This window comes from Plantibacter elymi (nom. nud.), assembly GCF_900177795.1.
GTDB classification, from domain to species: domain Bacteria; phylum Actinomycetota; class Actinomycetes; order Actinomycetales; family Microbacteriaceae; genus Plantibacter; species Plantibacter elymi.
Map to the genome: position 1 here is coordinate 1 of NZ_FXWJ01000001.1, position 25,791 is coordinate 25,791.

A 25,791-nucleotide genomic window follows, 5' to 3' on the forward strand; every position below is an offset into this window, starting at 1 on the left:
TTTTGGCATTTGACATTGTGCACGCTGTTGAGTTCTCAAGGATCGGATGCTCCTGCCTTTGGCCATCACGACCGCCCTGCAGGGCAACTTCTCTATCTTACATCTTCCCGGCTTGTTGTCAACTCGGCGTTTCAGCCGCTCTGCGAACAGAGTCATGCTGAGCACGAGTGACACCAGGAGGAAGTCATCCAACCGAGACTTGAAACGATAACATCTAAATGTTCTCGCTTTTGGCTGGGGATTGTCCCCGCTTGAGGCCGAGAAGCTCTTCCGCTTCCCGCACCTTTGGGGTGACGAGTGATTACTCTACGTGTGTCTCGGGATCGTGGCAAATTCCGCTTGCATCCCGGGCGTGTCGCCCGGAATCACGCGGTTTTCGCCGAGGCGGCCGCGAACGGGTCGGCACAGGGTCACTGCGCGATACCCGTGCCGGCGCACCAGGACAGGTCGAAACCGGCCTGCGTCCCGACCACCTTGCCGGTGCGGGCGTCGACGACCTCGATCTCGGGCCCGTTGGGCATCGGCGCGTTGGCGTACCCGTCGAAGCCGGCCTTCGCGAAGTCGGGGACGACGACGACCGCGACGTACTCCGCGTTCGGGCTCGCGCACAGTGACCAGATGACGGCACCCGGGTCAGGTCGATAGAGCTCGGCGGTCGCGCCGTCCTTGATCGCCAGTACCCGCTGCTCCGTGGTTCCGGCGGAGCGGTCGTAGTCGGCGTAGATCCTGGCCGACAGGGACTCGGACAGTGCGACGAGTTGTCCAGGGATCTCGGTGGGCGCCACCGAGGGCAGAACGAACGGTTCGCTCTTCCCCGTCGCGAGGTCGAGCACGACCACACCGTCGACCTGCTCGATGACGACCTTGGTGGTGCCCGGGATGTAGCTCGAGATGAGGGAGGCCCGGCCGAGCAGCACCGGATCGGTCGTCGCAGCAGGATCGAGCAGCTCGAGCGAGTTGTCCACCGTGCGGACGAGCATCGAGGAGGTCCGGGGCACGAACGACCACTCCGCCGCCTGGACCGCAGCCCCGTCGATCCCGCCGACCCGGGCGGCCTCCGTCGGTTTCCCCTGCCGCAGCTCGAACGAGTACAACGTGAGGTTGTCGCCGCCATCGCGACCGAACGATTGCTCCGTGAACAGGAAGCCCACCCGACTCTGCGCCGGAGCGGTCTGCAAGGAGGTGATCATCCCACCCATCGGAAGGGCCACCTCCTGGGTACTCCCATCGGTCGTGTCCACCACCACGATGCGACCGAGCCCGCTCGTCTCCTGCTCCACGACGATCAGGGAGTCACCGATCGTCGCGAACTCTTGGATCTTCGCCGCTTCGTACGCGGTCTCGGGTTCACCACCGCCGATCGAGAGGCGCACGATCCGGTCGTCCGACTTCGTCGCCGCCGAGCCGCCGTCCTTGACCGGACTCCGCACGAGGGAGAACCCCTCGACGGGCGGCGTCGAGAACGACGTCGTGAGCGTGGCCGCCGGTCCGCCACCCGGCGCGGTGACCCCGTCGACCGTGATCCGGTAGTCCGTCGCGTAGGCGAGCGGCTCGGGGAACACCAGCGTGATGCCGCCGGCCCCGGTACTGACGTCGAAGTCGGCTGCAGGCTCGATGCGCACCCGGTCCGAGCCGAGATCCGCGATCGGTTGGTTCACCGCCAGGACGACCCGCTGGCCCCAGGACTCCACGAGTCCGGTCGGATCGACCACCGTGCGGACGAGCTTCGGTCCCTGGGTCAAGCCCACGACGGCCGCGCCGCCGCCGATGACGACGAGCGCGATCAGCACGATCGCGACCAGTCGGCCGAACCCGCTCCGGTCGCCGGTGGCCTGGGTCGACCGGCCTCGTGCAGCATCCCGGCGATCAGTAGTCATACGGGTCCGCCGGCTCCTCGACCTTGTCGACCTTCGCCGTCCCGACCACCAACGGCAGATGCGAGGCGTCGCTCGCGGTGAGCGCGCCCGAGACCTCGACCCAGTCGCCGGGCTTGAGCTGTTGGTCCCAACCGTCGAGCTGCACAGGCACACCGACCGGCTGGGCGTCCACGGCGCAGCAGTTCACGACGAACCGCGAGACGTAGAAGACGTCGGCCGCGTCCGGATCGGCGATCACGAAGCCGACCCCGGTGAAGGCGCGCCCCTCGAGGTCGGCGGGACGCGTCGTCTGGCGCAACAGCGTCGCCCAGTCCTTGATGCCGAAGGTGCTGAAGTCCGGGTTCGAGGTCAGCACCGTCTGGGCGTCCTGCCCCTGGACCTCCCCCGCGAGCGTGCCGGAGTTCACCGCGCGCTGGTCGGCCGTCGCGACCGAGAGCGTCGACGGCGGGAGCACCACCATCGCGCCGACCACCGCGAGACTGCCCACGACGGAGGCGAGCTGCAGCGCCGTTCGCCCACGACGTCTCGGCACCTCCTCGACATCCACATGGACGAGGACGCTGACGATGCCGAGCGCGACCGCGATGAGCGCCATGATGACCGTGAACACGAAGTAGCGCGGGTGGATGTACAGCCCGAGACGGTCGGTCAGCGCGAGCCAGAGGATGCACACGGCGGCGGTGACGAGCAGCAGCACGCCCCACCATCGCTGCCGGAGGCGTTCGAGCAGTGGGACGCGACGATCGCCGACCGCCGACGTCTCGGCGTACGCGTGTCCATGGGTGGCGTTCTGATCAGGCAAGGGCGTTCACTCCGAATCCGAGGGCCGCCGAGAACAGCACGGCGACCGCGGTGATGATCACGAGGGTCCTGGTCGTGTAGGTGGTGCGCATGAGTGCGAGCATCTTGACGTCGACGACGGGGCCGAGGACGAGGAAGGCGACGATCGAGCCGGGCATGAACGTCGATCCGAAGGACAGCACGAAGAAGGCGTCGACATTCGAGCAGATCGAGACGATCACGGCGAGCGTCATCATCGCGAGCACCGACCAGACGGGGTTCGCGCCGAGGGTGACGAGCACCTCGCGTGGGACGAGGACCTGCACGGCACCGGCCACGGCCGACCCGATGAGCAGCGCCGGCATGATCGCGCGCGCCTCGGCGACGAACTGCTGCAGGCTGCGCTCCACCTTCGTGTGCTCGTGCCCGTGCTGCTCGGTCACCTCGCAGCTGGCCTGGAAGGTCGGTGTGAGCAGCGAGCTGGGATCGGGGTGCTTGCTGAAGAGCCACCCGATGAGGTTCGCGAGCAGGAACCCGCCGACGAGGCGGGCGACGAGGATCCCGCCGTCCCAGCCGAAGGCCTGATGCGTCGTGACGATGACGATCGGGTTGAGGATCGGCGCCGCGAGCAGGAAGGTGATCGACTCCGGCACCGTGAACCCGCGCACGATGAGGCCGCGGGCGAGCGGGACGTTGCCGCACTCGCAGACCGGCAGGAACATGCCGAGCAGCGAGATGCAGGCCCGGCGGAGGATCGGCTGCGTCGGCAACCACCGCTCGAGCCAGCCGTCGGGAAGCCAGATCTGCACGAGGATCGACAGCACGATGCCGAGCACCACGAACGGCAGCGACTCCACCACCACGCTGAGCGTCAGCGTCACGAAGTCGCGCACCGCGGTGGGCGGGGTGAGCGCCTCACCGAGCGGCATGAGCGCCCGGAGCACGAAGAGTCCGACCACCACGAGCAGTGCGACGCCGATCAGGAGCGGTGTCCGCAGATTCCGTGGATCACGCCCCTCGGTGCGACCCCAGTGCTCCGCGCCGTCGTCGTCGGGCGCGGTCCAGTCGTCGTCGACCCCGAGGGTTCCGGTCGTCCTGCTCACTCCGGCCTCACGCGCGCTGGGCCGCCGCCGAGCAGTTCTCGCAGAGCCCGAAGACGTCGACGACGTGCTTCGCCTCGGTGAACCCGTGCTGCGACGCGACCGAGCGCGCCCAGGCTTCGACCTCGTCGGCCTCGATCTCGATGGTGAGACCACAGTTGCGGCAGATGAGGTGGTGGTGGTGCGTGCCCGGCGTGCAGGCGCGGTAGAGGTTCTCACCCTCGGGCGACTGCAGAGAGTCCGCTTCGCCTTCGACCGCGAGGTCGGAGAGGGCGCGGTACACGGTCGCGAGCCCGATGGGCGAACCGGTGTCGCGGAGTTCGGCGTGCAGTCCCTGGGCGCTGATGAATCCGTCGTTGCCGCCGAGGGCCTCGCGGACAGCTTCTCGCTGCCAGGTGTTGCGCTTCGCCACGGGTGCTCCTGCCTGTCGCTTCAAGGGTACCCGGGAACCGCTCGGAGGACGCTCCGAAGCAGCTCCGCGCGGACGCGGTGCACGGTCCACGGTCATCGCGCGACCTGGGCGTGCCGCGTCTCGCCGACGGGTGCCCGACGACCACGTCGTCCGGACGCGGTGCGCGGCCCGACGATGCGGCAGACGAGGTAGATGAGGAAGGAGATCGTCGTGATGTAGGGGCTGATCGGAAGCGATCCACCGATGGCGAGCAGGATGCCGCCGACCGCCGAGACGAAGCCGAAAAGCATGCTCAACACCGGGACGAGGACGGGCGACGACGACACCCGGAGCGCCGCGGCAGCAGGTGTCACGAGCAGCGCGAGGACGAGCAGCGCACCGATGATCTGCACCGACACCGCGACGGTGAGCCCGAGCAGCACCATGAAGGCGAGCGAGACGAACCGGCTCGGCACCCCACGTGCTGCGGCGACGTCCGGGTCGAGGCTGTCGAAGCTGAGGGGTCGCCACAGGAGGAGGAGCGCGACCAGCACGACGATGCTGATGACGATGAGGAGGCCCAGCTGCGGGTCGTCGACCGACACGATCTGCCCCGTGAGGAGCCCGAACTTGTTGGCACTCCGGCCCGGATAGAGCGCGAGGAAGAGGATGCCGAGGCCGAGGCCGAACGGCATGAGCACCCCGATGATCGAGTTGCGGTCGCGCGCCTTCGAGCCGAGCAGGCCGATGAGGATCGCGGCGACGAGGGACCCCGCGAGGGACCCGACGACGACGTTCGCCCCGAACAGCAGCGCACCGGCAGCGCCGGCGAAGGACAGCTCGCTGATCCCGTGCACCGCGAACGCCATGTCCCGCTGCATCACGAACACACCGATGAGGCCACCGACGATGCCCAGGACCGCGCCGGCGATGATCGAGTTCTGCACGAGTTCGAGGAGTGCGCCGTAGTCCTGGAAGTTGAACAGGCGTCCCCAGAGGTCGTCGGTGTTCATGCGCCGACCCCCACCGCACCGGTGTGCGGATCGTCATGGTGATGGTGGTGGGTCTCGCTGTCGGGGATGCCGACCACGACAACCCGGCCGTGACTGCGGAGCACGTCGACGGGGGTGCCGTAGAGCTCCGACAGCACCTCGCTACGGAGCACCTCGTCGGGGGTGCCCTCCCGGAACCGGCCGCCCGCGAGGTACAGGATGCGGTCGACCATGGGGAGCACCGGGTTCACGTCGTGGGTGACGAAGACCACCGCGGTGTCGTGCTCGCGCCGACGACGGTCGATGAGTTCGCTGACCCCGCGCTGATGCTGGAGGTCGAGGCTGAGCAGTGGTTCGTCGCAGAGCAGGAGGATCGGGTCGTCCGCGAGCGCCTGGGCGACGCGGAGCCGCTGCTGCTCACCGCCGGACAGGGTGCCCACCGCGCCGTCGGCGTAGGCGGTCGCGCCGACGGAGGCGATCAGCTCGTCGACCCGACGCTTCGTCGCAGCAGTGCGGATGGGGAGTCCGAACCGGTGGCCGTCGACGCCGAGGGCGACGAGATCGCGACCGCGCATCGGCGTGCCGGCGGGGATGAGCTTCTGCTGCGGGATGTAGCCGATGCGGCGGTCGCCGCGGTGCACCGGGCCTCCGGCGACCCGGATGGTCCCGCGGTCGAGCTGCTGCTGCCCGAGGATGGTGCGCAGCAGACTCGTCTTGCCGGAGCCGTTCGGGCCGAGCACGGCGAGGAACTCCCCCGGGCGCACCGAGAGGTCGAGGCCGTCCCAGAGCGTGCGTCCGCCGAAACCGAGCTCGGCCCCGGCGAGCGCGAGGACGTCGACGGGGCCTGAGCCGTTGGTAGAACCGCTGGTCATCGATTCAGGGCGTCCGCCACGGCGTCGACGTTCTCGGTCATCCACGAGAGGTAGTCCTTGCCGTCCGGGAGGGTCTCGGTGAATGACAGCACCGGCACGCCTGCGTTCTCCGCGGCGGTCTTGACCTGCTCGGTCTCGCCGCCACTCGTCTGCTCATTGTAGGCAAGCAGCGCGACCGATCCGCCGCCGAAGAGGTCGAGCGTCTCCTTGAGGACGGTCGGCGACACGTCGGTGCCTTCCTCGATCGCCTCGCTGAACGCCTCGGGGGTCCGGTTCACGAGTCCGGCGCCCTCGAGCAGGTAGAGCGGGACGGGCTCGGTGATGGCGACGCCCTCGCCGTCGTGGGCGGTCTTGATCGCGGCCTGGGCCGTCTCGATCGTGCCGAGGGACTCGGTGAAGGCCTTCGCGTTCGCGGTGTACGTGGCGGCGTTCGCGCTATCGAGTTCGCCGAGCTCCTTGGCCAGCTCGTCGGCGAGCTTCGCCATCGTCGGGAAGCTGTACCAGACGTGCTCGTTGAAGCCCTCGATGTGGTCGTGGCCGTCGTCCTCGGCGTGCGCCTCGTCCGTGTGCTGCTCGTCGGCGTGGTCGTCGTCCGGGGCGAGGCCCGACAGGTCGACGACGTTGACGACCTCGACGGACTCGTTCTTGGCGGCGTCGAGGAGCGTGTCGACGAACGGGTCGTAGCCGCCGCCGTTCTCGATGACGAGGTCGGCGTTCTTGATGGAGAGCTGGTCCTGCGTGCTCGCCTCGTAGGAATGCGGGTCCTGGGCTGCCGAGGAGATGAGCGAGGTCACCTCGACGTCCTTGCCGCCGATCTTCGAGGCGATGTCGCCGTACACGTTCGTGGAGGCGACGATGTTGATCTTGCCGTCGTCGGCCGCGCTCGACGCGCCGCTGCCGGAGCAGCCCGCGAGGACGAGGGCGGCTGCCGGGAGGATGGCCAAGGTTGGGAGCAGGGTGCGAGCGCGCATTGATGAACCTTCTCGATCGGGGTGAGAAGGCCAACGGTACGCCTATTGATACTGATTCTCAAAATCGCCCGGCTGGAAGATTCCTGAGCAGGTGTACTCAGTCGAGCAGCAGCGCCGGCTCCTCGATGATCGACGCGACGTCCGCCAGGAAGCGGCTCGCGACGTCGCCGTCCACCACGCGGTGGTCGAAGGAGGCACCGAGCGTCGTCACGAACCGACTGCGCACCTCGCCGTCGACGACCCACGGCTTCTGCTTGATCGTGCCGAGCGCGACGATGCCGACCTCACCTGGGTTGAGAATCGGGGTGCCGGTGTCCATGCCGAAGACACCGATGTTCGTCACCGTGATCGTGCCGTTCTGCTGGTCGGCGGGCGGCGTCTTGCCGTCGCGGGCCGTGAGGGTGAGGGTCTCGAGGGCTCGCGCCAGCTCGAGCAGGCTCATCGCCTGCGCCTCCTTGACGTTCGGGACGATCAGTCCGCGCGGTGTCGCGGCGGCCACGCCGAGGTTCACGTAGTGGCGGACGATGATCTCCTGGTCCGTCCACTCGCTGTTGACCGTGGGGTTGCGGCGGACCGCCCAGATCATCGCCTTGGCCATGATGAGCAGCGGCGAGACCTTGACGCCGGCGAAGTCCGTCGAGTTCTTCAGACGCTTGACGAACTCCATCGTGCGCGTCGCGTCGACGTCGACGAAGAGGGAGACGTGCGGCGCGGTGAAGGCGCTGCGGGTCATGGCCGTCGCGATGGCCTTGCGGACGCCCTTGACCGGGATGCGCTCCTCGCGCTCGTCGGCCCACTCCGGCGTCTCGATGTTGCGGAACACGCTCGCCTGGCTGGCCTCACGGATGACGTCGTCGCGGGTGATCTCCCCCGCGAGCCCGGTGCCCTCGATGGCCGTGAGGTCGACCTCGAGGTCCTTCGCGAGCTTCCGGATCGGCGGCTTGGCGATGACCGGCAACGCGGACGCGGCGGGGATGCTCGACGGCGGCTGGCGGCGCACGGGCGGCTGCGGGGTGACGGCCGGGCTCGCCGGCTCGATGACCGGCGTCGCGCCACGGCCACGGCGACGGCTCGAAGTGTGGCCGGCGCTGCCGTATCCGACGAGCACGGCGCCAGGGCGCGGCTCTTCGGCGGGAGAGACGCTCGCCGCGGTGTCGGCGGCCAGCGTGGCCTCCTCCGACTCGACGACCGCCGGTGCGGGCGCGGTCGGCTCGGCGGTCGCCGCCCCGCCACCGGTGCTCACGCTGATGATGGGCGTCCCGACGTCGACGGTCTGGCCCTCCTCGACGAGCAGGGCGCCGACGGTGCCGGCGAACGGCGACGGGAGTTCGACGAGCGACTTCGCGGTCTCGATCTCGACCAGCACCTGGTTGACCGAGACGGCGTCGCCCGGCGCGACCTTCCATGCGACGATCTCGGCCTCGGTCAGGCCTTCGCCGACGTCCGGCAGTTCGAACTGGAGATCACTCATCGTGGTTCCTCGTCTTCCTTCGGTGTTCAGTACGCCAGCGAGCGATCGACGGCCTCGAGGATGCGGTCGGCATCCGGGAGGTAGACGCCTTCGAGCTTCGCCGGCGGGAACGGGGTGTCGAACCCGGACACCCGAAGAACGGGTGCCTCGAGCGAGTAGAAGGCGCGCTCGGTGACGGTCGCCGCGATCTCCGAGCCGACGCTCGTGAAACCGGGCGCCTCCTGCACGTAGACGAGGCGGCCGGTCCGGCGGACGGATTCGACGAGCGGGTCGTAGTCGATGGGCGACAACGAGCGCATGTCGACGACCTCGACGCTCGTGCCCTCCGTGGCGGCGAGTTCAGCCGCCTGCAGCATGACGCTCACGATCGCGCCGTGTCCGGCGAGGGTGACCTCCGTGCCGGTGCGGACGATGCGGCTACCGTGCAGTGGCGCGGCGGAGCGGTCGAGGTCGACCTCGCCCTTCGGCCAGTAGCGACTCTTCGGCTCGAGGAAGACGACCGGGTCGTTCGAGGCGATGGCCTCCTGGATCATCCAGTAGGCGTCGTTCGGGGTCGACGGGCTGACGACGCGCAGACCGGCGGTGTGGGCGAAGTACGCCTCGGGGCTCTCCTGGTGGTGCTCGACCGCGCCGATGTGTCCGCCGTAGGGGATCCGGATGACGACGGGCATCTGCAGCTTGCCCTCGTGCCGGTTGGTGAGCTTCGCGAGCTGCGTCGTGATCTGGTTGAAGGCCGGGAACACGAAGCCGTCGAACTGGATCTCGCACACCGGACGGTAGCCGCGCATGGCGAGGCCGATCGCGGTGCCGACGATGCCGGACTCCGCAAGCGGGGTGTCGAGCACGCGGTCGCCGCCGAACTCGGCGTGCAAGCCCTCGGTGACGCGGAAGACGCCGCCGAGCGGGCCGATGTCCTCGCCCATCAGCAGGACCTTGTCGTCGTCGGTCATCGCCTTGCGCAGGCCGGCGTTCAACGCCTTCGCCATCGGCATGGTGGTCATCGTCATGCGTTGCCTCCTTCGAGCGAGGCCTCGTAGCGTTCGAGCCAGGCCTGCTGCTCGACCATGAGCGGGTGCGGTTCGGAGTAGACGCCCTCGAACATGAGCTCGGGACCGGGCGCCTCGAGTGCGAGCGTGCGGACGCGGGTGTCCTCCGCGAGCGCAGCAGCCTCTTCGTCGACCTCGGCGAAGAACGCGTCCGAGGCGCCGAGCCCCTGGAGATACGTCTTGAACCGGACGATCGGGTCGCGGGCGATCCAGGACTGGAGTTCGTCGTCGGTCCGGTACTTGGTCGGGTCGTCGCTCGTGGTGTGGGCGCCGACGCGGTAGGTCATCGCCTCGATGAGGCTCGGGCCGTGGCCGGCGCGGGCGTCGTCGAGGTGCTTCGCCGCCGTCGCGTAGCTCGCGAGGACGTCGTTGCCGTCGATGCGGACGCTGTCGAGGCCGAACCCGGCGGCGCGCTGGTAGAGCGGCTCGCGGGCCTGGCGGGAGACGGGGACGGAGATGGCCCACTGGTTGTTCTGCAGGAAGAACACCTGCGGCGTCTGGTAGCTGGCGGCGTAGATGTACGCCTCGTTCGCGTCACCCTCGGAGCTCGAGCCGTCGCCGAAGTAGACGAGCACGGCCGTGTCGCGGTCGGGGTCGCCGGTGCCGACGGCCTTGTCGAAGTTCAGGCCCATCGCGTAGCCGGTCGCGTGCAGGGTCTGAGCGGCGAGCACGAGGGTGTACAGGTGCATGTTGCCGTTGGACGGATCTGCCGGGTCCCAGCCGCCGTGCGTGTTGCCGCGCATGAGGCGGACGATGTCGATGGGGTCGACACCGCGGATCATCGCGACGACGTGTTCGCGGTAGGAGGGGAAGATGTGGTCCTGGGCTCGCGCCGCACGGGCCGAACCGACCTGTGCCGCCTCCTGCCCGTGACTCGGCGGCCACAGCGCCATCTGGCCCTGGCGCTGCAGGTTCGTCGCCTCGATGTCGAAGGCGCGGACGTTCGCCATGTCTCGGTAGAACTGCTGCAGGTCGGTCTCGGTCAGGCGATCGAGGAACGGCTGATAGCGCTCCGCGTGTTCGTTCGGCGCGAAGGTGCCGGCCGCGTCGATGAACTGGACGCTGGGCACGGTGGGGTCGTCTCCGGAACGGCTCATCGTGAGCGCACTCCCTCTCGTGTCGGGTGGTCGGCCGGCAGCCCGGCGAGGATCTCTGCAGCGGCGGCGAGGAGCGGTTCGATCGACTCGGCTTCACCGATCGAGATGCGGACGCCGTCGCCGGGGAAGGCGCGGCCGACGATGCCGTGCGCGAGGAAGGTCTCGTTCGCCGCGGCCGCCTGCTCGCCGAGGCCGAACCAGACGAAGTTGCCCTGTGCCGCGGGGATGAACCAGCCCTGCTCGCGGAGTGCGGCGGCGAGGTCGTCGCGTCGTGCGGTGATGACCGCGACGCGGGCTCGGATGTCTTCGGCGTTCGCGAGTCCGGCGATGGCCGCCTGCTGCGCCGGCGCGGTGCTGGAGAGCGGGATGGCCGCGTTACGGGCGCCGTCGAGGACGAGCTCGTGGCCGATGGCCCAGCCGACGCGGAGGCCGGCGAGTCCGTAGGCCTTCGAGAAGGTGCGGAGCACGACGAGGTTCGGGTGCTCGTCGAGGAGCGGGATGCCGTTGACAGCGTCATCGTCGGTGACGAACTCGCGGTAGGCCTCGTCGAGGAGGACGAGCACGTCGGACGGCACGGAGCGGAGGAAGGCGAGGAAGGCGGCGCGCTCGACGACCGGGCCCGTGGGGTTGTTCGGCGTGCAGACGATGACGACGCGGGTTCGGTCGGTGACGGCTGCGGCCATCGCCTCGAGGTCGTGGGAGCCGTCGGGCCGGTTCGGGACGCGCACCGACGTCGCTCCGGCGACGGTCACGAGACCCGGGTAGGCCTCGAAGGAGCGCCAGGCGAAGACGACTTCGTCTCCCGGACCGGCGGTCGCGGTGATGAACTGGCTGAGGAGTGCGACCGAGCCCGCCCCGATGTGGATGCGCTCCGGCGTGACGCCGTTGGTTTCGGCGAGCGCCGTGCGCAACGCGAGCGCGGCGCCGTCGGGGTAGCGGTGGGAGTGCGCAGCCGTGTCGGTGATGGCCGAGAGGACGGCGTCGAGCGGCGGGAACGGGACCTCGTTGCTGGAGAGCTTGAAGGCGTCGGGTGCGGCCGGCTTGCCCTGGCGGTAGGGCGGCAGATCTGCGATCTCCGGACGGAGACGGACCGGGCTCCGGCCCGGCTGAGCGGCCGGCTGGGCGGTGGTTGGCAGGTTGTCACTCACTCGACGAGTCTAGGCCGCGAAGGATACCTGCGTCGGAATGCAGTGCGCCGGTCCGAATCGGCCCTTTGCCCGCTGTGGCAAGGGTGGGAGGATTGCCCTCATGGGACGTTTTCTGCTGAACCTGATCGTCAACGGCTTCGCCATCTGGGTCACGACCCTCATCGTCGCCGGTGTGAACGTGACGCCGTACGCGCCCGGCGGCACACTGGAGACGATCCTGACCTTCGCGCTCGTCGCGCTCATCTTCGCGGTCGTGAACACCATCATCGGTTCGGTCATCAAGGTGCTCGCGTTCCCCCTCTACATCCTCACGCTCGGTCTGATCGGGCTCCTCATCAACGGGCTCCTGCTCCTCATCACCGCCGGAATCAGCGGCTGGTTCGGGTTCGGCCTGACCGTCGACGGCTTCTGGTGGGGCGTCCTCGGGGCGATCGTCATCTCGATCGTGAACTGGCTGCTCGGCATCATCATCCGCCCCAAGGCGAAGGACTGACCTTCGGCTCGACCACCCGGTCACGGCAGGACCTTGTCGGCCCGGTACTGCCAGACATCCCCGGTGCCCGTGAGCCCGGCGAGGGGGTCGATCGCTGGCGTGAGCCGCTCCTCCGAGGACTGGTCGAGGAGGCGCGCCGTCTCCCGGTAGCGGTCGAGATTGTGAGCCGGAAGGGGATCGTCACCGGCCGGCGGTGGCCCTCCGTCGTACAACGAACGCTGGACGACGGTACCCCCGTTGAGTGAGTCGCGTCGTTCACCGGAGAGTGCGGGGATGACGTCCTCGGTGTGTTCGACATGGGTGCGCGGGAGGTCCTCCGCGAAGTCGACGGATTCGACCGGCGATCCGAAGGTGACGACCGAGGAGTCGTAGGTACCGCTGGCGGCGATGCGGGACGCGATGATGCCGCCCTGGGAGTACCCGACGTGGAGCACGGAGGCGCCGTCCGGGACACCCGCGAGTCGCATGGCTTGGAGGGTCGCTTCGGCGCTCTCCGCCTCCAGACCTGCGACGGCGTTGACATTGCTGCGGTTGTCGAAGGGCTCGGTCGACGTCTCAGGGAACCCGGTCTCGATGGTTCCACCCGACCAGACGATCCACTGGTCGGCGCCGGAAGCGTCCTCGTACCGCTCGATCCTGATCTGCGGCGAGCCTGCTCCCCCGTGCGGCATCCGCTCGACGAGGTCCTCGTACCGGGTCGGAGGTTTCAGGGGCGCCGGAGCGCCCTGGGCCTTCACCTCGACCGTGCGGACCGGCGCCGCGGGAGTGAGGAGGCCGGCACGATCGACTCCGCGCAGTGCGACTGCGGCTGCGAACGCCACCCCGGTGATGCCCTGCTCGCTCAGGCGGTTCGCGTCGAGCATCGCCGGCAGACCGAACGCGCCGATCAGGAACTCGTCGGAGCCCGATACGACTCCGCGCACGAGGGCGACGAACGCGGGTGACGACATCAGCTCACGCGCAGTCTTCACCGAGGCCTCATCAAAGCCGTCCTGCAGGCCCGAGGACAGCAACCCCAACATTCCGCGGAACACCGTCCTGATGAGCGTGACCTCTCCAACGGCGGCGAGGACACCGAGGGGGATCAATGGGGAGGCCCCCAGGACCCACCCCGCGGCGCCCCCGGTGAACGTGAACAACGATTGGACCATCCGCTCGAGCTCTCCGTACTGCTCCGCGCCGACGATCAGATGCCCGCCCAACCGGCTCGCGTCGTCGCTCGCACGCCGCAAGCTGGTGGCGGCCTTCGCAGCCGCCCCGCTTCCCGCCCCGGGATCGGCTTGGGGAACGATCGTCGGGCCGACGGGCACCAGGGACACGTCGTCGGTCGACACCGATTCCACGCGGTCGGCCCAGCTCGCGCAGGCCTCGCCGAGTTCGAGGAGCAGCGCGCCGAGGAGCAGATGATCCTCCGTGGCGACGGCTACGACGCCTCCTCCTCGGATGGTGAGGTCGTCACTCATGCTCCGCTCCCACGGCGATCGACGATGCCGCCCCACGAGCGCTCCTGAGTCCCTCATCGAGTGCAGCGGCCGCTCCACGAAGCACCGCGGTCAGTTCGTCCGCGGACCAGGAGAACTGCACGGCGGCGGGACCGACCCACTCGAGACCGCTGCGCGCCTGCGCGAACCTGAGAATTTCCGGCTCCAGTTCGAGCAGGACCTCCTCGAGACATCGAGCGCGCCCCTCGAGGATCGAGGCAACCTCCTCTGCCGTCGACTGCGACGGGAAGCCCATCGCCAACGGGTCGTACTCCAACGCCATGTCCCCTCGCCCTCCGCCCGCCCACCGCCGGCATCACGCTCGACTCTGCCCAACCGGCGGAGCGGTCGTGACGGCACACCGTGCTGATGTGGAGGCAGCTGACCCGCGGAGCGCTGTGGAGCGGGGTCAGCTGAGAACGGTTCGACGGCTCGGGCGCGGTCGGCCAGAATAGACGCATGAACACCCTCGGGGAGGCCGACCCCGGCACGACCCCGTTCCGCGTGTGCTTCGTCTGCGCGGGCAACATCTGTCGATCCCCGATGGCCGAGAGCGTCTTCACCGACCTCGTCGCGGCCGCCGGGCTGGAGCGGGTCGTGGAGGTCTCCTCCGCCGGCACCGGCGACTGGCACGTCGGCGAGCACGCCGACCACCGCACGGTCACCGCGCTGCGAGCGCACGGCCACGACGCCACCGCCCACCGGGCCAAGCAGTTCGACCCCGACCGCTTCGACAGCTACGACCTCGTCGTCGCCCTCGACCGCAGTCACGAACGCATCCTGCGGGCCTGGGCGGGCAACGACGCGGACCGTTCCAAGGTGCACCTGCTCTTGAGCTTCGACAGCACCTCCGGGACCCGCGACGTCCCCGACCCCTACTACTCGGACGCTCAGATGTTCGAGACCGTCCTCGGCATGATCGACCATGCCTGCAGATCCCTCTTCCACCAGCTCGAACCAGCACTGACCCAGGGAGCCACCCCATGACCGAATTCCCCGCCCAGCCGCTCAGCCCGCTCGACGGTCGCTACCGCCCCGCCGTGACGGCGCTCGGAGAGTACCTCTCGGAGGCCGGTCTGAACCGCGCCCGCGTGCAGGTCGAGGTCGAGTGGCTCGTCTACCTCACCGAACACTCGATGTTCGGCTCCTCCCCGCTCACCCCGGCGGAGATCGAACAGCTCCGCGCGCTCTACCTCGACTTCGGCCAGGCCGACATCGACTGGCTCGCCGAGAAGGAGGCCGTCACGCGTCACGATGTGAAGGCCGTCGAATACCTCGTGCGCCACCGCCTGTCCGAGCTCGGGCTCGACCGCATCGCCGAACTCACCCACATCGCCTGCACGAGCGAGGACATCAACAACCTCTCCTACGCGCTCACGGTGTCGCAGGCCGTCCGCGCCATCTGGCTGCCGAAGCTGCGACTCGTCCTCGACTCCCTGCGCACCAAGGCCGTCGACTTCCGGGCCGTCCCGATGCTCGCCCGCACGCACGGCCAGCCGGCGACGCCCACCACGATGGGCCGCGAGCTCGCCGTCACCGTCTACCGACTCGAGCGCATCGCCCTGCAGATCGAGGCGAACGAGTACCTCGGCAAGTTCTCCGGCGCGACCGGCACCTTCGCCGCCCATGTCGTCGCCGATCCCGACGCGGACTGGCCCGCCATCTCGCGCGAGTTCGTCGAGGGGCTCGGCCTCGACTGGAACCCCCTGACGACGCAGATCGAGTCGCACGACTGGCAGGCCGAGCTCTACGGCAAGATCTCCCACGCCAACCGCGTGCTGCACAACCTCGCCACGGACATGTGGACGTACATCTCCATCGGCTACTTCCGGCAGATCCCCGTCGCGGGCGCCACCGGCTCGTCGACCATGCCGCACAAGGTCAACCCGATCCGCTTCGAGAACGCCGAGGCCAACCTGGAGCTGTCGAGTGCGATCCTCGACTCCCTCGCCGCCACCCTCGTCACCTCGCGACTCCAGCGCGACCTCACCGACTCGAGCGCCCAGCGCAACATCGGTGTCGGGTTCGGCCACTCGCTGCTCGCCCTCGACAACATCCTCGGCGGCCTCGGGCAGATCGACCTCGCGGAGGACGTGCTCGCCGCGGACCTCGACCACAACTGGGAGGTGCTCGCGGAGGCCATCCAGACGGTCATCCGCGCCGAGGTGACCGCGGGTCGCTCGAGCATCGAGGACCCCTACGCGCTCCTCAAGGAGCTCACGCGCGGCAAGCGTCTCGGCCAGGCGGAGCTCGTCGAGTTCGTCTCCAAGCTCGACATCGGCGACGCCGCGAAGCAGCGCCTGCTCGAGCTCACGCCGGCGACGTACCTCGGGCTCTCCGACGACCTGGTGGACTACCTGCCGTAGGTCGCCCATCGACAGGCTCGGGGAACGGGAGACCGATCACCGAGCCTGTCGGCGTGCGCCCTTCGACAGGCTCAGGGACCGGAAGGAACGCTCAGGGACCGGGCGAACGCCCAGGGCCGGAGGGACGAGACGGTCAGTGGCCGGAGGGGCGCGGCGGACGCTTGTCGTCGCCGTCCTGCTCGTCGAGGTCGAGCTTCTCCTGGAAGTCGGGCTTCACGGCGAGCGCCAGCATCGCGAGGACGACGAGCGAGGCGATGAATGCGATGCCCAAGCCGATGAGTGACAGGACGATCTCGCGGGTCGACATCAGGACGACGACGCCGGTGAAGACCCCCATGACGCCCGAGAGCACGAGGAGCTCGATCGGCCGCAGGACGTCGTCGCGGTTGGGCTTGCTCATGATGCGGCTCCAGCCGTGCCGGTGGTGTCGTCGGTGGCTGCGCCAGTGACCGGGCGCTTGCCCGCCCACCGCAGCGACAGTCCGCCGATGACGAGGTAGACGCCGATGATCGCGGCGTATGCCCCGACGAGGCCGACGACGACGATGTCCGCACGGAGGACACCCTCGACACCTCCCGGGGCGGCGAATCGCTGCTCGAGTCCGGGCGGGACGAGGAGCGTCGCGATGGCGAGCAGCACCGTGAAGGCACCGACCGCGGTCCAGTCCTTCGCCGCGGCGAGGCGACCGCGCCAGCGGATCCCGCTGTACAGCTCGAGGAATCCGGTGAGGGCCGCCCACAGGGTGACGACGTAGAGGAAGATGCTCAGCCCGCCGCCACTCACGAGCAGCGAGAAGACGCCGGTCACGACGCCGATGACGCCCTGGCCGAGGAAGAAGGCGCGGGTCACGGTGTCGGAGAAGTTCGGGAACGCGAAGGCACCGACGATCGCGCCGGACAGCAGCGTGAAGACCCCGAAGACCACGAGGCCGAACTGCGAGGAGTGGCCCTGCGTGAAGGTGACGACCCCCGCCGTGGCGAGCGCGATCACCGCACGCAGGATCGGGACCATCCAGTACCGATCGTGCTTGGCGCCGTCGAACGGAATGCTGGGCACGGTGAACGTCTCATCTCTTGCAGGAAGTCCCCTCCAGCTTACGCGGTCCTGCGGGCGACGCGGACCGGGGTCAGGGTGCCCTGGGTGGGACCGACAGGCCTGCGGCGAGTTCCGTGAAGACGGCCTCGGCATCGGCCCGATCGCGGGTCAGCAGTGACGCCTGCCCTGCCCAGAAGCCCTGGAGGTCTGCGACGCCCCGCTCGGAGGCGACGGTGCGGAACCGCCCGGTCAGCCAGTTCTGGACCGGGAACGGGGCGACGACCCCCGATGCCTCGATCTCGCGCAAGACCCGGTTCGGGACACCCCGGCCGAGCCTGCCACTCATCGCGCGCGTGAGGACGGTGCCGTCGGCGGGCGTCGAGACGATGGCCGCGCGATGCTCGGCCGTCGCCGCGGAGACGCTCGTGCGGAGGAAGGCGGTCCCGACCTGCACTCCGGCGGCACCGAGTGCCCGTGCGGCGGCGACACCACGTCGGTCGGCGATGCCGCCGGCGGCGATCACCGGGACGTCCAAGGCATCGACGAGCTGCGGGATCAGGGCGACCAGGCCGACGAGGGAGTCCTCGGCTGCGCGCAGGAACGAGACGCGGTGGCCGCCGGCCTCCATGCCCGTGCCGACGACCACGTCGACCCCGCCCTCCTGCAGGGCGAGTCCCTCGGCCACCGTGGTCGCCGCCCCGACCACGACGATGCCCCGGTCGTGCGCCGCGTCGACCACCGGCCGCGGCGGAACCCCGAAGACGAAGCTGACCACGGCGGGCCGCGCCTCCAGGACCGCCTCGATCTGCTCGTCGAACGGCGGCACGTACCGGGCCGGACGATCGGGCAGCTCGAGCGACAACTCGTCGAACACGGGTCGGAGCGCCTCGACCGCTCCTGCGAAGGACGCCTCGGAGTCGTCGGGCGACGACTCGTCGCCACGCGGCAGCCACAGGTTCAGGGCGAAGGGCGCCGCGGTCCGCTCGCGGAGGGCCGTGACCGTCCGCTCGATGCGCTCGGCGTCGTAGCCGTACAGACCGAAGGAGCCGAGGCCGCCCAGCTCGCTCACCGTCGCGGTGAGTTCGACGGAGGACAGGCCTCCGAAGGGGCCGAGCACGATCGGGACGTCGACAGGAAGGGCACGCACGCCACCAGTATGTCCCGCCCCTCTTGCGGGCGAAACCGGATCGAAACATGATGGACATCAAACAGCTCAGTTTGAGCTGTTTACTGAGTGCATCGACGCACGCCCACCGAGGAGCTCCACCGCCATGACCCTGACCATCGCCGGACTGCAGCACCACGGCGTCCCTGGAGACGTCGAGGCGAACCTCGCGCTCGTCGCCGACGCCGCCAGACAGGCGTCGGATCGCGGCGCGGATCTGCTCGTCACCCCCGAGATGTTCATCACCGGCTACAACCTCGGAGACCGCCTCGCCCCGCTCGCCACCCCGGAGCTGGTCGACCAGGTCGCCGCCATCGCCGGCGAGACCGGGATCGCGATCCTCGCCGGACTCCCCGAACCGCTCCCCGGCGGAGCCGTCGCGAACGCCCTCGTCCTCGTCGGTCCTGACGGGACGGAGCTGCTCCGGTACCGCAAGACGCACCTGTTCGGTGAGCTCGACCGACAGCTCTTCGTGGCCGGCGACACCCTCGCGCCGACCGTCGACCTGGGCGGCGTCCGCGTCGCCGTCCTCATCTGTTACGACGTCGAGTTCCCCGAGACCGTCCGCGCCGCGGCCCTCGACGGCGCCGACGTCGTGATCGTCCCCACCGCGCAGATGGAGCCCTACGCGCACATCGCCGAGCGGCTCATCCCGGTGCGCGCCTGGGAGAACCAGGTCCACCTCGTCTACGTCAACCGCGTCGGCTCCGAAGGGGACCTCACCTACGTCGGCCGCAGCAGCATCGTCGGCCCGGACGGTGTGGTCCTCGACGCGCTCGACGCGGACGCCGTCGGTCTCATGATCGCCACGATCGATCCGGAGGCCACCAGGCGCGCCAGGCAGGAGAACCCCTACCTCGCCGACCGCCGCGCCGAGCTGTATTGAGGGGCTCCGTCCCTCCTCCCCTCCCCCTCCGAGTCCCCCGACTCCCCTGGAAAGTGACCTCATGACCGTGAACCCCATCGCCGAGCCGCGTCAGCGCCTCGACGGCCAGCTCGGTACCGGCTCCATCGTCTTCATGGTGATCGCCGCCGCCGCACCACTCACCGTGATCGGCGGCAACGTCCCCATCGCGATCGGCACCGGGAACGGCGCCGGAGCCCCGATCGGCTTCGCCCTCGCCGCCGTGATCCTCCTCGTCTTCTCCGTCGGCTTCGTCACCATGACGCCGTTCGTCCGCGAAGCCGGCGCGTTCTTCTCCTATGTGACGGCCGGACTCGGCTCGCGCCTCGGTCTGGGTTCCGCCTTCACCGCGCTCGTGGCCTACACCGCGATCCAGGTGGGCGTGTACGGCTACATGGGGTGGGCGCTCGACGACCTCGTCACGTACTTCGGCGGCCCGAGCCTGCCCTGGTGGCTGTACTCCTTCGCGACGATGGCGATCGTCGCGGTGCTCGGCTACCGGCACATCGACCTGAGCGCGAAAGTACTGGGCATCGCCCTGACGCTCGAGATCCTCGTGGTCGTCGTGCTCGACGTCGTCATCTTCGCGACGGGCGGTGCGGACGGCATCGCGGTCGAGACCTTCGACCCCGCCAACATCTTCACCGGTGGGATCGGCGTCGCCGTGCTCTTCGCCCTCACCGGCTTCATCGGGTTCGAGGCGACCGCGGTCTTCCGGGACGAGGCGCGCAACCCGGAACGCACCATCCCGCGAGCCACGTACCTGGCCGTCGTCATCATCGGCGTGTTCTACGCCATCTCCTGCTGGGCGCTCGTGACGGGCGTCGGCGCAGGGAACGCCGTCGCTGTCGCCCAACAGACGCTCGCCGGCGAGGGCAACCTCCTGCTCGACACGACGACGACCTACCTCGGCCCGATCATGCGCGATGTCGTCCAGGTGCTGCTCATCACGAGCCTGTTCGCGTGCGTGCTGTCCTTCCACAACGTCATCGCGCGCTACCAGTTCACGCTGGCGCAGAAGTCGGTGCTGCCCGCGCGCCTCGGCCAGCGTCACCCCGCACACCACTCGCCGTCGACCTCCTCGATCGTGCAGACGGTGACGGCGGCCATCGTCCTCGCCGGGCTCGCCCTCGCCGGCCTCGACCCGCTCGTCGGGGTCTTCGGATCCATGGCCGGGGTGGCGACCGTCGGGATGGTGCTCCTGATGCTGACGACCTCGATCGCCGTCCTCGTGTTCTTCGCGCGCCGGCCCGAGCTGGTCCCCGGCCGCACCTGGGGTGCGCGGGTGTTCCCGATCCTCGCGGTGGTCGGACTCGCATTCGCACTGTGGCTCGTGCTGTCGAACTTCACACTCGTCACCGGCGGAAGCGTCACCGTGAGTGTCGTGCTCGCCCTCATCCCCGTGGTCGCCATGCTCATCGGTATCGTGTTGGGGAAGCGATTCCCCCTGGACGCTGAGCCGGACGGCGCGGTGAGCGAGGCGACCGCCGACCAACCGACGGCCGGCTGAACCAGGGTCGCGGAGTCGATCGGCGACGAGACGAGGGTGCCATGGATCTGGGTTCGCCCTCGCTCGGAGCGATCCGCCGCACGACCGCCGTCGACACCGTCCGCGCACGCATCTCGCTGGCGCTGGAGCTCGGGATGCTGGTGCCCGGCCAACGGCTCCCGGCACCCGAGGAAGCGGCTCGAGCGTTCGGGGTCAGTGAGATGTCGGTGCGGCGCGCGTATCGGGCGTTGAGCGACGAGGGCGTCGTCGTCCGCCGGCAGGGCAACACGGGCGGCACGTTCATCGCGGACGCGCCCGCGGTGGGCACCGTGCCCGAGATCGCCGCCTACCGCGAGGACGCCGTCCACGTGCACGCGCTCATCGACCAGCGCGCGACGCTCGAAGCCGGGCTGGCGGCGCGGGCTGCCGCTGCACCGGAGGCGCCGTCCCTGCGTCGACTCGACGACCTCGTGGCGACCATGCGGACCGAGCCGGACTGGAGCCGGTTCCGCGAGGCCGACGCTGCGTTCCACGCCGAGCTGGCGGTGTCGGCAGGCGCGCCGGGCGCGGCCGACCTCCACGACCGGGTGTCCCGCGAGCTGTACTCCTACTTCATCCCCTACCGGATCGAGTACCTACGCGCGTCGAACGAGGAGCACGCCCAGCTCGTCGACGCCCTCCGCATCGGCGATGCGGCAGCAGCGAGTCGCCTCGCCTTCGACCACGTCGCGGAGCTCCACCGCTCGATGTACGTCGGCCTCGCGGGCCCCACCGACGGCGCGCAATCCACTCTTTGAAGCGCCTGGAGACGACCGAACGAGCACGCTCGGCGAGGCGTCACGGCTGGGGACGGAAATCCGACATGCGCCGTACTAAGGCATAGTGGGGACGGGTTCACCCCCGCCGCGAAGGAGTGAGAGCATGATCGACAAGGCCTCGATACAGGACTTCCCGCCGATGACGGCATCACTGCTGGCGGACAATTCCGGCGTGTTCCGCGTCGGCACCGCCGAGCAGTACCTGACCGCCACCGACGAGGGAACGGCCCGCCGCCAGCTCGTCGAACTGATGCAGGCGGAGGCCAGGAAGTCCGGTCGACCGATCCGCGTGACGGTGACCGACCCCACGAGCGTCACCGTGCTCCTCATCGGTGTCAACGGCGAACTGCAGGAGGAACCGCAGTCCGCAGCGCCAGCGCGCACCGCGCAACGGACCACGCCACCGCCCGCCGCCGCGCAACGGGTGCCGCTCATCCAGGCGCCGCCGCCCACACCCTCGCAGCCGGCACCCGCGCGCCCGGCCCCGGCTCAGCCGCCGACACCGCCCCGTGCCGCGCCCGTCCAGCCGTCGCAGCCCACGCCGGTCCCGGCACAGCCCACGCCGCCGGTCTCCGCAAACCCGCAGGCGACCACGACGCCGCAGCCCGTCCCGCCGCAGCGCCCGACGGTGCAGCAGCCCGCGTTCGGCACGCCGCCGTTCCAGCCGGTCTCGAACCAGCCGAACGCGCAGCAGGCTCCGGTACCTGCGCAGCGCGCGGTCCCGGCCCAGCAGGCGGTGCAGGCACCGCCGGCCGCACCCGCGCAGCAGCAGCCCCCGGTCCCACAGCAGCTGGCTCCGGGCCAGCCGACCGCCCCGGCTCGACGAGACCTGCGCGATGCACCCTCGTTCCTCGCGCCGCCCACGATCGGCCCGGCGCAGCACGGGCTCGCCGGTCTGCTCAACAAGCTCGGCTTCTCGGTGCCGCCGTCCGCGAGCGAGCGCGCCGAGCGTGACGACGTCCACGCCGTGTCACGCCACTTCCCGAGGCGTCGCACCATCTCCGTCGCGAACCAGAAGGGCGGCGCCAACAAGACGCCGACCGTCGTCAACCTGTCGTCCGTCTTCGCCCGGTACGGCGGTGGCGGCGTCGCAGCCTGGGACAACAACGAGACCATGGGCACGCTCGGCTGGCGGACCGAGCAGGGCGGACACGATTCGACCGTCCTCGACCTCCTCGCCGCGGCGAGCGACCTCCTCTCCCCCGGCGCCGAGCGAGCCGACCTGTCGCGGTTCGTCCACCACCAGCCGGGCGACAAGTACGAGGTGCTGCGATCCGCGGCCGACGGCGAGCACGTGGTGACCGCCGACGAGGTCGACCTCGTCCATCGCGTCCTCGCGAAGTACTACCGCCTGATCGTCATGGACTCGGGCAACTCGGCCGGTGCCCCCAACTGGCGCCGCATGGTGGAGCTGACCGACCAGCTCGTCATCCCGACCACGACCGTCGAGGACAAGAAGGAGGGCGCGCGACTCACCCTCACCGCCGTCAGCCGCGTGAGCGAGCGCGGTGCTGAACTCGCGCGCAACGCCATCGTCATCGTCTCCGAGGCCGAGGCCAAGGACACGTCGATCGCCAACGCGTACGCCGAGGACTTCCGACCCTACGTGCGCGACGTGGTCGTCGTCCCCTTCGATCCCGCGTTGAAGAACGGCGTCATCCGTCACGACGCCCTGCGGTCGAGCACGCAGCGGGCCTGGCTCGCAGCGGCTGCCGCGGTGTCCCGCGGACTCTGACCGGGCCATGACGCAGGGAGGATCGGAGACCGGGATCACGCGGGCGGCCGCGCTCGGCGACTACCTCAGGGCTCGTCGAGGACTCGTCCGACCGGAGGACGTGGGGTTCGTCCCGGAGGACGGTCGGCGGGTCGCCGGACTCCGACGCACCGAGGTGGCAGCGCTCGCGGACGTCAGCGCCGACTACTACCTCCGCCTCGAGCAGGGGCGGGACCAGCGACCGTCCGAGGAGGTGCTGGCGGGCATCGGTCGGGCCCTTCGACTCGACGAGCACGCCGTGGACTACCTCTTCCGACTCGCCTACGACGTCGACCTCTTCCCGGCCGAGCGCCGACCGTTGGACGCCGGCACGCCCGCACCGGCCGGACGATCCGTCCCGGACACGACACTCCTCGACCACTGGTCGGACACCGGGGCGTACATCACCGACGGCAACCGGGACATCGTCGCGTCGAACGCGCTCGCGCGACGCATCGGCGGCGGCCTCCTCGACGTCGGGCAGAACGATGTACTCGGGTACTTCGACGATCGGGTGCAGTCCATCGCCCCGGAGTGGGAGGTGAGCGCCCCGGCCGTGGTCGCAGCACTCCGCTACAGCAGCGATCCGAGCAGCCCTCGGTTGCAGACGATCGTCGAGGAGCTCACCGCCCGCAGTCCGCTGTTCGCCCGCCTGTGGGCTCGCCATGACGCCCGTCCCCTCGCCGGCGGTCCACTTCGGGCCTCGATCGACGACTTCGGGACCGTCGAGCTGCAGTATCAGCACCTCCTCGTCCCCGACTGGCCCGGCCATCAGTTGACGACCGTCTTCGCAGAGCGCGGCTCCCCGGGGGCCGCGGTGCTCGCCTACCTCGCCGCCCGAGCCGGCTGACCGCCATCCGGAGCGATGGCCGGCGCACGTTGACAGGGGTGGGCAGCTGGCACCAGAGGGCTAGCCGACGGCGGTCGCAACGCCTACCGTGGACCCATGATCGCGAACGAGGGCGTGCGTGAGCGCCGGGACCGGATCAGGGACTTCATCGACTCGTGGCGAGAGGTGCCCGTGGTCCTCTGCGACCGCACGCTGGACGTCCTCGAGGCGAATCCGGCGGCGGCACGCTTGACGCCGGCGTTCCACACCGGCGTCAACCTGGCGCGCTTCGCGTTCCTCTCCCCCGACCGGGTCGTCGGCGATCCGCTGTGGACCCGGATGTCCGAGACCACCGCGGAGCTCCTCAAGCGGTCGGTCGAGGAGCACGATACGGATCGTCCGGCGGCTCGGATCATCGGCGAACTCTCCGCGAAGTCGCGCGACTTCGCCCAGACCTGGGCCTCGGGCGACGGGCACTCCGGGACGTCGGGTCCCATCGTCTTCCCCACGCCGGCCGGGGAGGTCCGGATGGTCTACAACGTCTTGAACGCGCCCGGGCCCGAGGGCGATCTGCTGTTGGTCTTCGTCCCGTCGGGAGCATCGTCCCGGGCGCGGCTGAAGCGGCTGTCCGAGGCGGTCTCGCCGGACGAGCCCTCCGCGTCGAGCGATCCGGTGCCCTCCCGTTGAAGCGCGTCCCGGGCTGCGAGGTAGGCGATCGCCGCCGCCGCAGCTGAGCCCGGCTCGTCGAAGAACACGGTGAGGAACTGGTCCGTGTGCGGGACCTCGAAGGTCTGCGCCCGGAAGTCGACCCAGCCGAGGGGCTCGATGAACGTGCGTGTCCGCCGGGACATCTGCGGTTTGACGACATGTTCCGCCCAGATCGTCCGGAACACCGGGTGCCGTGCCGAGAGCATCCCGACGATCTCCTGGAGGCGCGGATCGTCCGGTCGGCCGTAGTAGCGGAGCGGGGCGGTGAGGTCGCGGAGTGTCCCCTCCCACTCCCGGTGCATGCGGTCGTACTCCGGTGCGTCGGGCGATGTGGTGCCTCGGAAGTCGGCGTACTGCTCGAAGGCCGAGACGAGCAGGTTGACCCCGGGATCGAGCATGCCCGGTGGCACCCACGCCCGCGCGAGCGCGTTCGCGGCGACGACGTACTGGTTGTCGTCGCTCACGTACGCGGGCGTACCGGACCAGTGTGCGAGGAGCCGGGCGACCCGGTCGTCGAGTTGCGTCGATCGGTCGTCAACCGCGCGCATGAACGGCCTCGGGCTCGCCAACCGGAGCAGGTATCGGCGTCCACTGTCGTCCAGCAGCAGGGCACGGGCGAGCCCGAGGAGGACCTGCTCCGACGGCCGCCGCACCCGCCCCTGCTCGATCCGCAGGTAGTACTCGGGGCTGATGCTCGCAAGGTGCGCGACCTCCTCGCGGCGCAGGCCCGGCACCCGTCGGGACGTATCGGCGCCGATGCCGACCTGCTCTGGCCGCACGAACTCCCGGCGCGCGCGGAGGAACTCGCCGAGAGCATTCGACAGCCGAGTTGGTGACATCGCCGCGTCCTCCGGAGAGCGAGTGGGATCGACGCCAATCCTCCCCCAGCACGCTCGGCCGCATGCATCCTTCCGCGGCCGATCATGGGTCGTTTCTGGACATGTCGACCGACGATCGGTCGTTCGCTGAGCCTGACCCTGCGCGTCCCACCCGGTCGCCGCGCGT

Annotated in this window: 25 protein-coding genes and 1 pseudogene; 9 read left to right on the forward strand and 17 right to left on the reverse strand. The window is 69.7% G+C overall.

Annotated features, from left to right (window positions below):
- Positions 1-410: 410 nt before the first annotated feature.
- The 11 genes from CCK91_RS00005 to CCK91_RS00055 form a co-directional block, all read right to left on the reverse strand.
- Positions 411-1,877: a hypothetical protein gene (locus CCK91_RS00005; RefSeq protein WP_086472322.1), complete on the reverse strand. Its 1,467-nt coding sequence runs from the start codon at positions 1,875-1,877 to the stop codon at positions 411-413.
- Positions 1,867-2,679 (reverse strand): TIGR03943 family putative permease subunit, encoded by an 813-nt coding sequence (locus CCK91_RS00010; RefSeq protein WP_242664186.1) that lies wholly within the window; start codon positions 2,677-2,679, stop codon positions 1,867-1,869. The genes CCK91_RS00005 and CCK91_RS00010 overlap by 11 nt, the downstream gene beginning before the upstream one ends.
- Positions 2,672-3,760, reverse strand: a complete 1,089-nt coding sequence (locus tag CCK91_RS00015; protein ID WP_369821859.1) for a permease — start codon at positions 3,758-3,760, stop codon at positions 2,672-2,674. The genes CCK91_RS00010 and CCK91_RS00015 overlap by 8 nt, the downstream gene beginning before the upstream one ends.
- A 7-nt stretch (positions 3,761-3,767) precedes the next feature.
- Positions 3,768-4,169: a Fur family transcriptional regulator gene (locus tag CCK91_RS00020; protein ID WP_079704165.1), complete on the reverse strand. Its 402-nt coding sequence runs from the start codon at positions 4,167-4,169 to the stop codon at positions 3,768-3,770.
- A 92-nt stretch (positions 4,170-4,261) separates the two neighbouring features.
- On the reverse strand, positions 4,262-5,161 hold the full coding sequence (locus CCK91_RS00025; protein ID WP_085511689.1) for a metal ABC transporter permease: 900 nt from the start codon (positions 5,159-5,161) through the stop codon (positions 4,262-4,264).
- A complete protein-coding gene (locus CCK91_RS00030) occupies positions 5,158-6,012 on the reverse strand; it encodes a metal ABC transporter ATP-binding protein (protein WP_086472323.1) in 855 nt (284 codons plus the stop codon). The genes CCK91_RS00025 and CCK91_RS00030 overlap by 4 nt, the downstream gene beginning before the upstream one ends.
- The gene (locus tag CCK91_RS00035; protein WP_086472324.1) at positions 6,009-6,983 is read right to left on the reverse strand and encodes a metal ABC transporter solute-binding protein, Zn/Mn family; all 975 of its coding nucleotides are present in this window, start codon (positions 6,981-6,983) and stop codon (positions 6,009-6,011) included. Before CCK91_RS00035 ends, CCK91_RS00030 begins: the two co-directional genes overlap by 4 nt.
- 97 nt (positions 6,984-7,080) lie before the next feature.
- The gene (locus CCK91_RS00040) at positions 7,081-8,454 is read right to left on the reverse strand and encodes a dihydrolipoamide acetyltransferase family protein (RefSeq protein WP_086472325.1); all 1,374 of its coding nucleotides are present in this window, start codon (positions 8,452-8,454) and stop codon (positions 7,081-7,083) included.
- A gap of 26 nt (positions 8,455-8,480) precedes the next feature.
- Positions 8,481-9,461, reverse strand: coding sequence for an alpha-ketoacid dehydrogenase subunit beta (locus CCK91_RS00045; protein WP_369821860.1), 981 nt, complete (start codon positions 9,459-9,461; stop codon positions 8,481-8,483).
- The gene (locus tag CCK91_RS00050) at positions 9,458-10,597 is read right to left on the reverse strand and encodes a thiamine pyrophosphate-dependent dehydrogenase E1 component subunit alpha (RefSeq protein ID WP_086472326.1); all 1,140 of its coding nucleotides are present in this window, start codon (positions 10,595-10,597) and stop codon (positions 9,458-9,460) included. Before CCK91_RS00050 ends, CCK91_RS00045 begins: the two co-directional genes overlap by 4 nt.
- On the reverse strand, positions 10,594-11,745 hold the full coding sequence (locus tag CCK91_RS00055) for a histidinol-phosphate transaminase (protein WP_242664187.1): 1,152 nt from the start codon (positions 11,743-11,745) through the stop codon (positions 10,594-10,596). The genes CCK91_RS00050 and CCK91_RS00055 overlap by 4 nt, the downstream gene beginning before the upstream one ends.
- Before the next feature lie 100 nt (positions 11,746-11,845).
- Between CCK91_RS00055 and CCK91_RS00060 the strand changes: the two genes are divergently transcribed.
- Positions 11,846-12,238 (forward strand): phage holin family protein, encoded by a 393-nt coding sequence (locus CCK91_RS00060; protein ID WP_086472327.1) that lies wholly within the window; start codon positions 11,846-11,848, stop codon positions 12,236-12,238.
- 20 nt (positions 12,239-12,258) lie between these two features.
- Here CCK91_RS00060 and CCK91_RS00065 read toward each other — a convergent pair whose 3' ends face one another.
- Together CCK91_RS00065 and CCK91_RS00070 are read right to left on the reverse strand one after the other, a co-directional pair.
- Entirely contained in the window at positions 12,259-13,701 is a 1,443-nt protein-coding gene (locus CCK91_RS00065; RefSeq protein ID WP_086472328.1) for a hypothetical protein, read from the reverse strand.
- Positions 13,694-14,002 (reverse strand): hypothetical protein, encoded by a 309-nt coding sequence (locus CCK91_RS00070; protein ID WP_086472329.1) that lies wholly within the window; start codon positions 14,000-14,002, stop codon positions 13,694-13,696. Before CCK91_RS00070 ends, CCK91_RS00065 begins: the two co-directional genes overlap by 8 nt.
- A gap of 176 nt (positions 14,003-14,178) precedes the next feature.
- Between CCK91_RS00070 and CCK91_RS00075 the strand changes: the two genes are divergently transcribed.
- Both CCK91_RS00075 and purB read left to right on the forward strand, forming a co-directional pair.
- Entirely contained in the window at positions 14,179-14,706 is a 528-nt protein-coding gene (locus tag CCK91_RS00075; RefSeq protein WP_079704175.1) for a low molecular weight protein-tyrosine-phosphatase, read from the forward strand.
- Complete coding sequence (gene purB / locus CCK91_RS00080) at positions 14,703-16,085, forward strand: adenylosuccinate lyase (RefSeq protein WP_064296029.1); 1,383 nt, start codon at positions 14,703-14,705, stop codon at positions 16,083-16,085. The genes CCK91_RS00075 and purB overlap by 4 nt, the downstream gene beginning before the upstream one ends.
- A gap of 133 nt (positions 16,086-16,218) precedes the next feature.
- Here the strand turns inward: purB and CCK91_RS00085 are convergent, their stop codons facing one another.
- From CCK91_RS00085 to CCK91_RS00095, 3 genes are all read right to left on the reverse strand, one after another.
- Complete coding sequence (locus CCK91_RS00085) at positions 16,219-16,485, reverse strand: hypothetical protein (protein WP_056010480.1); 267 nt, start codon at positions 16,483-16,485, stop codon at positions 16,219-16,221.
- Positions 16,482-17,141 carry a hypothetical protein gene (locus CCK91_RS00090; protein WP_192003894.1) on the reverse strand — a complete coding sequence of 220 codons (660 nt, stop codon included), beginning with the start codon at positions 17,139-17,141 and terminating at the stop codon, positions 16,482-16,484. Before CCK91_RS00090 ends, CCK91_RS00085 begins: the two co-directional genes overlap by 4 nt.
- Positions 17,142-17,211: 70 nt before the next feature.
- Complete coding sequence (locus tag CCK91_RS00095; RefSeq protein WP_086472330.1) at positions 17,212-18,267, reverse strand: NAD(P)H-dependent flavin oxidoreductase; 1,056 nt, start codon at positions 18,265-18,267, stop codon at positions 17,212-17,214.
- 124 nt (positions 18,268-18,391) lie between these two features.
- On the opposite strand from CCK91_RS00095, the gene CCK91_RS00100 reads away from it, so the two are divergent.
- The 6 genes from CCK91_RS00100 (at position 18,392) to CCK91_RS19835 (ending at position 24,765) form a co-directional block, all read left to right on the forward strand.
- Positions 18,392-19,171 carry a carbon-nitrogen hydrolase family protein gene (locus CCK91_RS00100; RefSeq protein ID WP_207568152.1) on the forward strand — a complete coding sequence of 260 codons (780 nt, stop codon included), beginning with the start codon at positions 18,392-18,394 and terminating at the stop codon, positions 19,169-19,171.
- Positions 19,172-19,232: 61 nt separating this feature from the next.
- The gene (locus CCK91_RS00105) at positions 19,233-20,699 is read left to right on the forward strand and encodes an APC family permease (RefSeq protein ID WP_086472331.1); all 1,467 of its coding nucleotides are present in this window, start codon (positions 19,233-19,235) and stop codon (positions 20,697-20,699) included.
- 41 nt (positions 20,700-20,740) lie between these two features.
- A complete protein-coding gene (locus CCK91_RS00110) occupies positions 20,741-21,475 on the forward strand; it encodes a FadR/GntR family transcriptional regulator (RefSeq protein WP_086472332.1) in 735 nt (244 codons plus the stop codon).
- Positions 21,476-21,599: 124 nt separating this feature from the next.
- A complete protein-coding gene (locus tag CCK91_RS00115; RefSeq protein ID WP_086472333.1) occupies positions 21,600-23,231 on the forward strand; it encodes a hypothetical protein in 1,632 nt (543 codons plus the stop codon).
- 7 nt (positions 23,232-23,238) lie between these two features.
- Complete coding sequence (locus CCK91_RS00120; RefSeq protein ID WP_086472334.1) at positions 23,239-24,099, forward strand: helix-turn-helix transcriptional regulator; 861 nt, start codon at positions 23,239-23,241, stop codon at positions 24,097-24,099.
- Positions 24,100-24,195: 96 nt separating this feature from the next.
- Positions 24,196-24,765: an MmyB family transcriptional regulator gene (locus CCK91_RS19835; RefSeq protein WP_369821861.1), complete on the forward strand. Its 570-nt coding sequence runs from the start codon at positions 24,196-24,198 to the stop codon at positions 24,763-24,765.
- Between the two features lie 38 nt (positions 24,766-24,803).
- On the opposite strand, the pseudogene CCK91_RS00125 reads toward CCK91_RS19835, so the two are convergent.
- Positions 24,804-25,625 (reverse strand): annotated as a pseudogene (locus CCK91_RS00125) (helix-turn-helix transcriptional regulator); the annotation flags it as partial.
- Positions 25,626-25,791 lie beyond the last annotated feature (166 nt).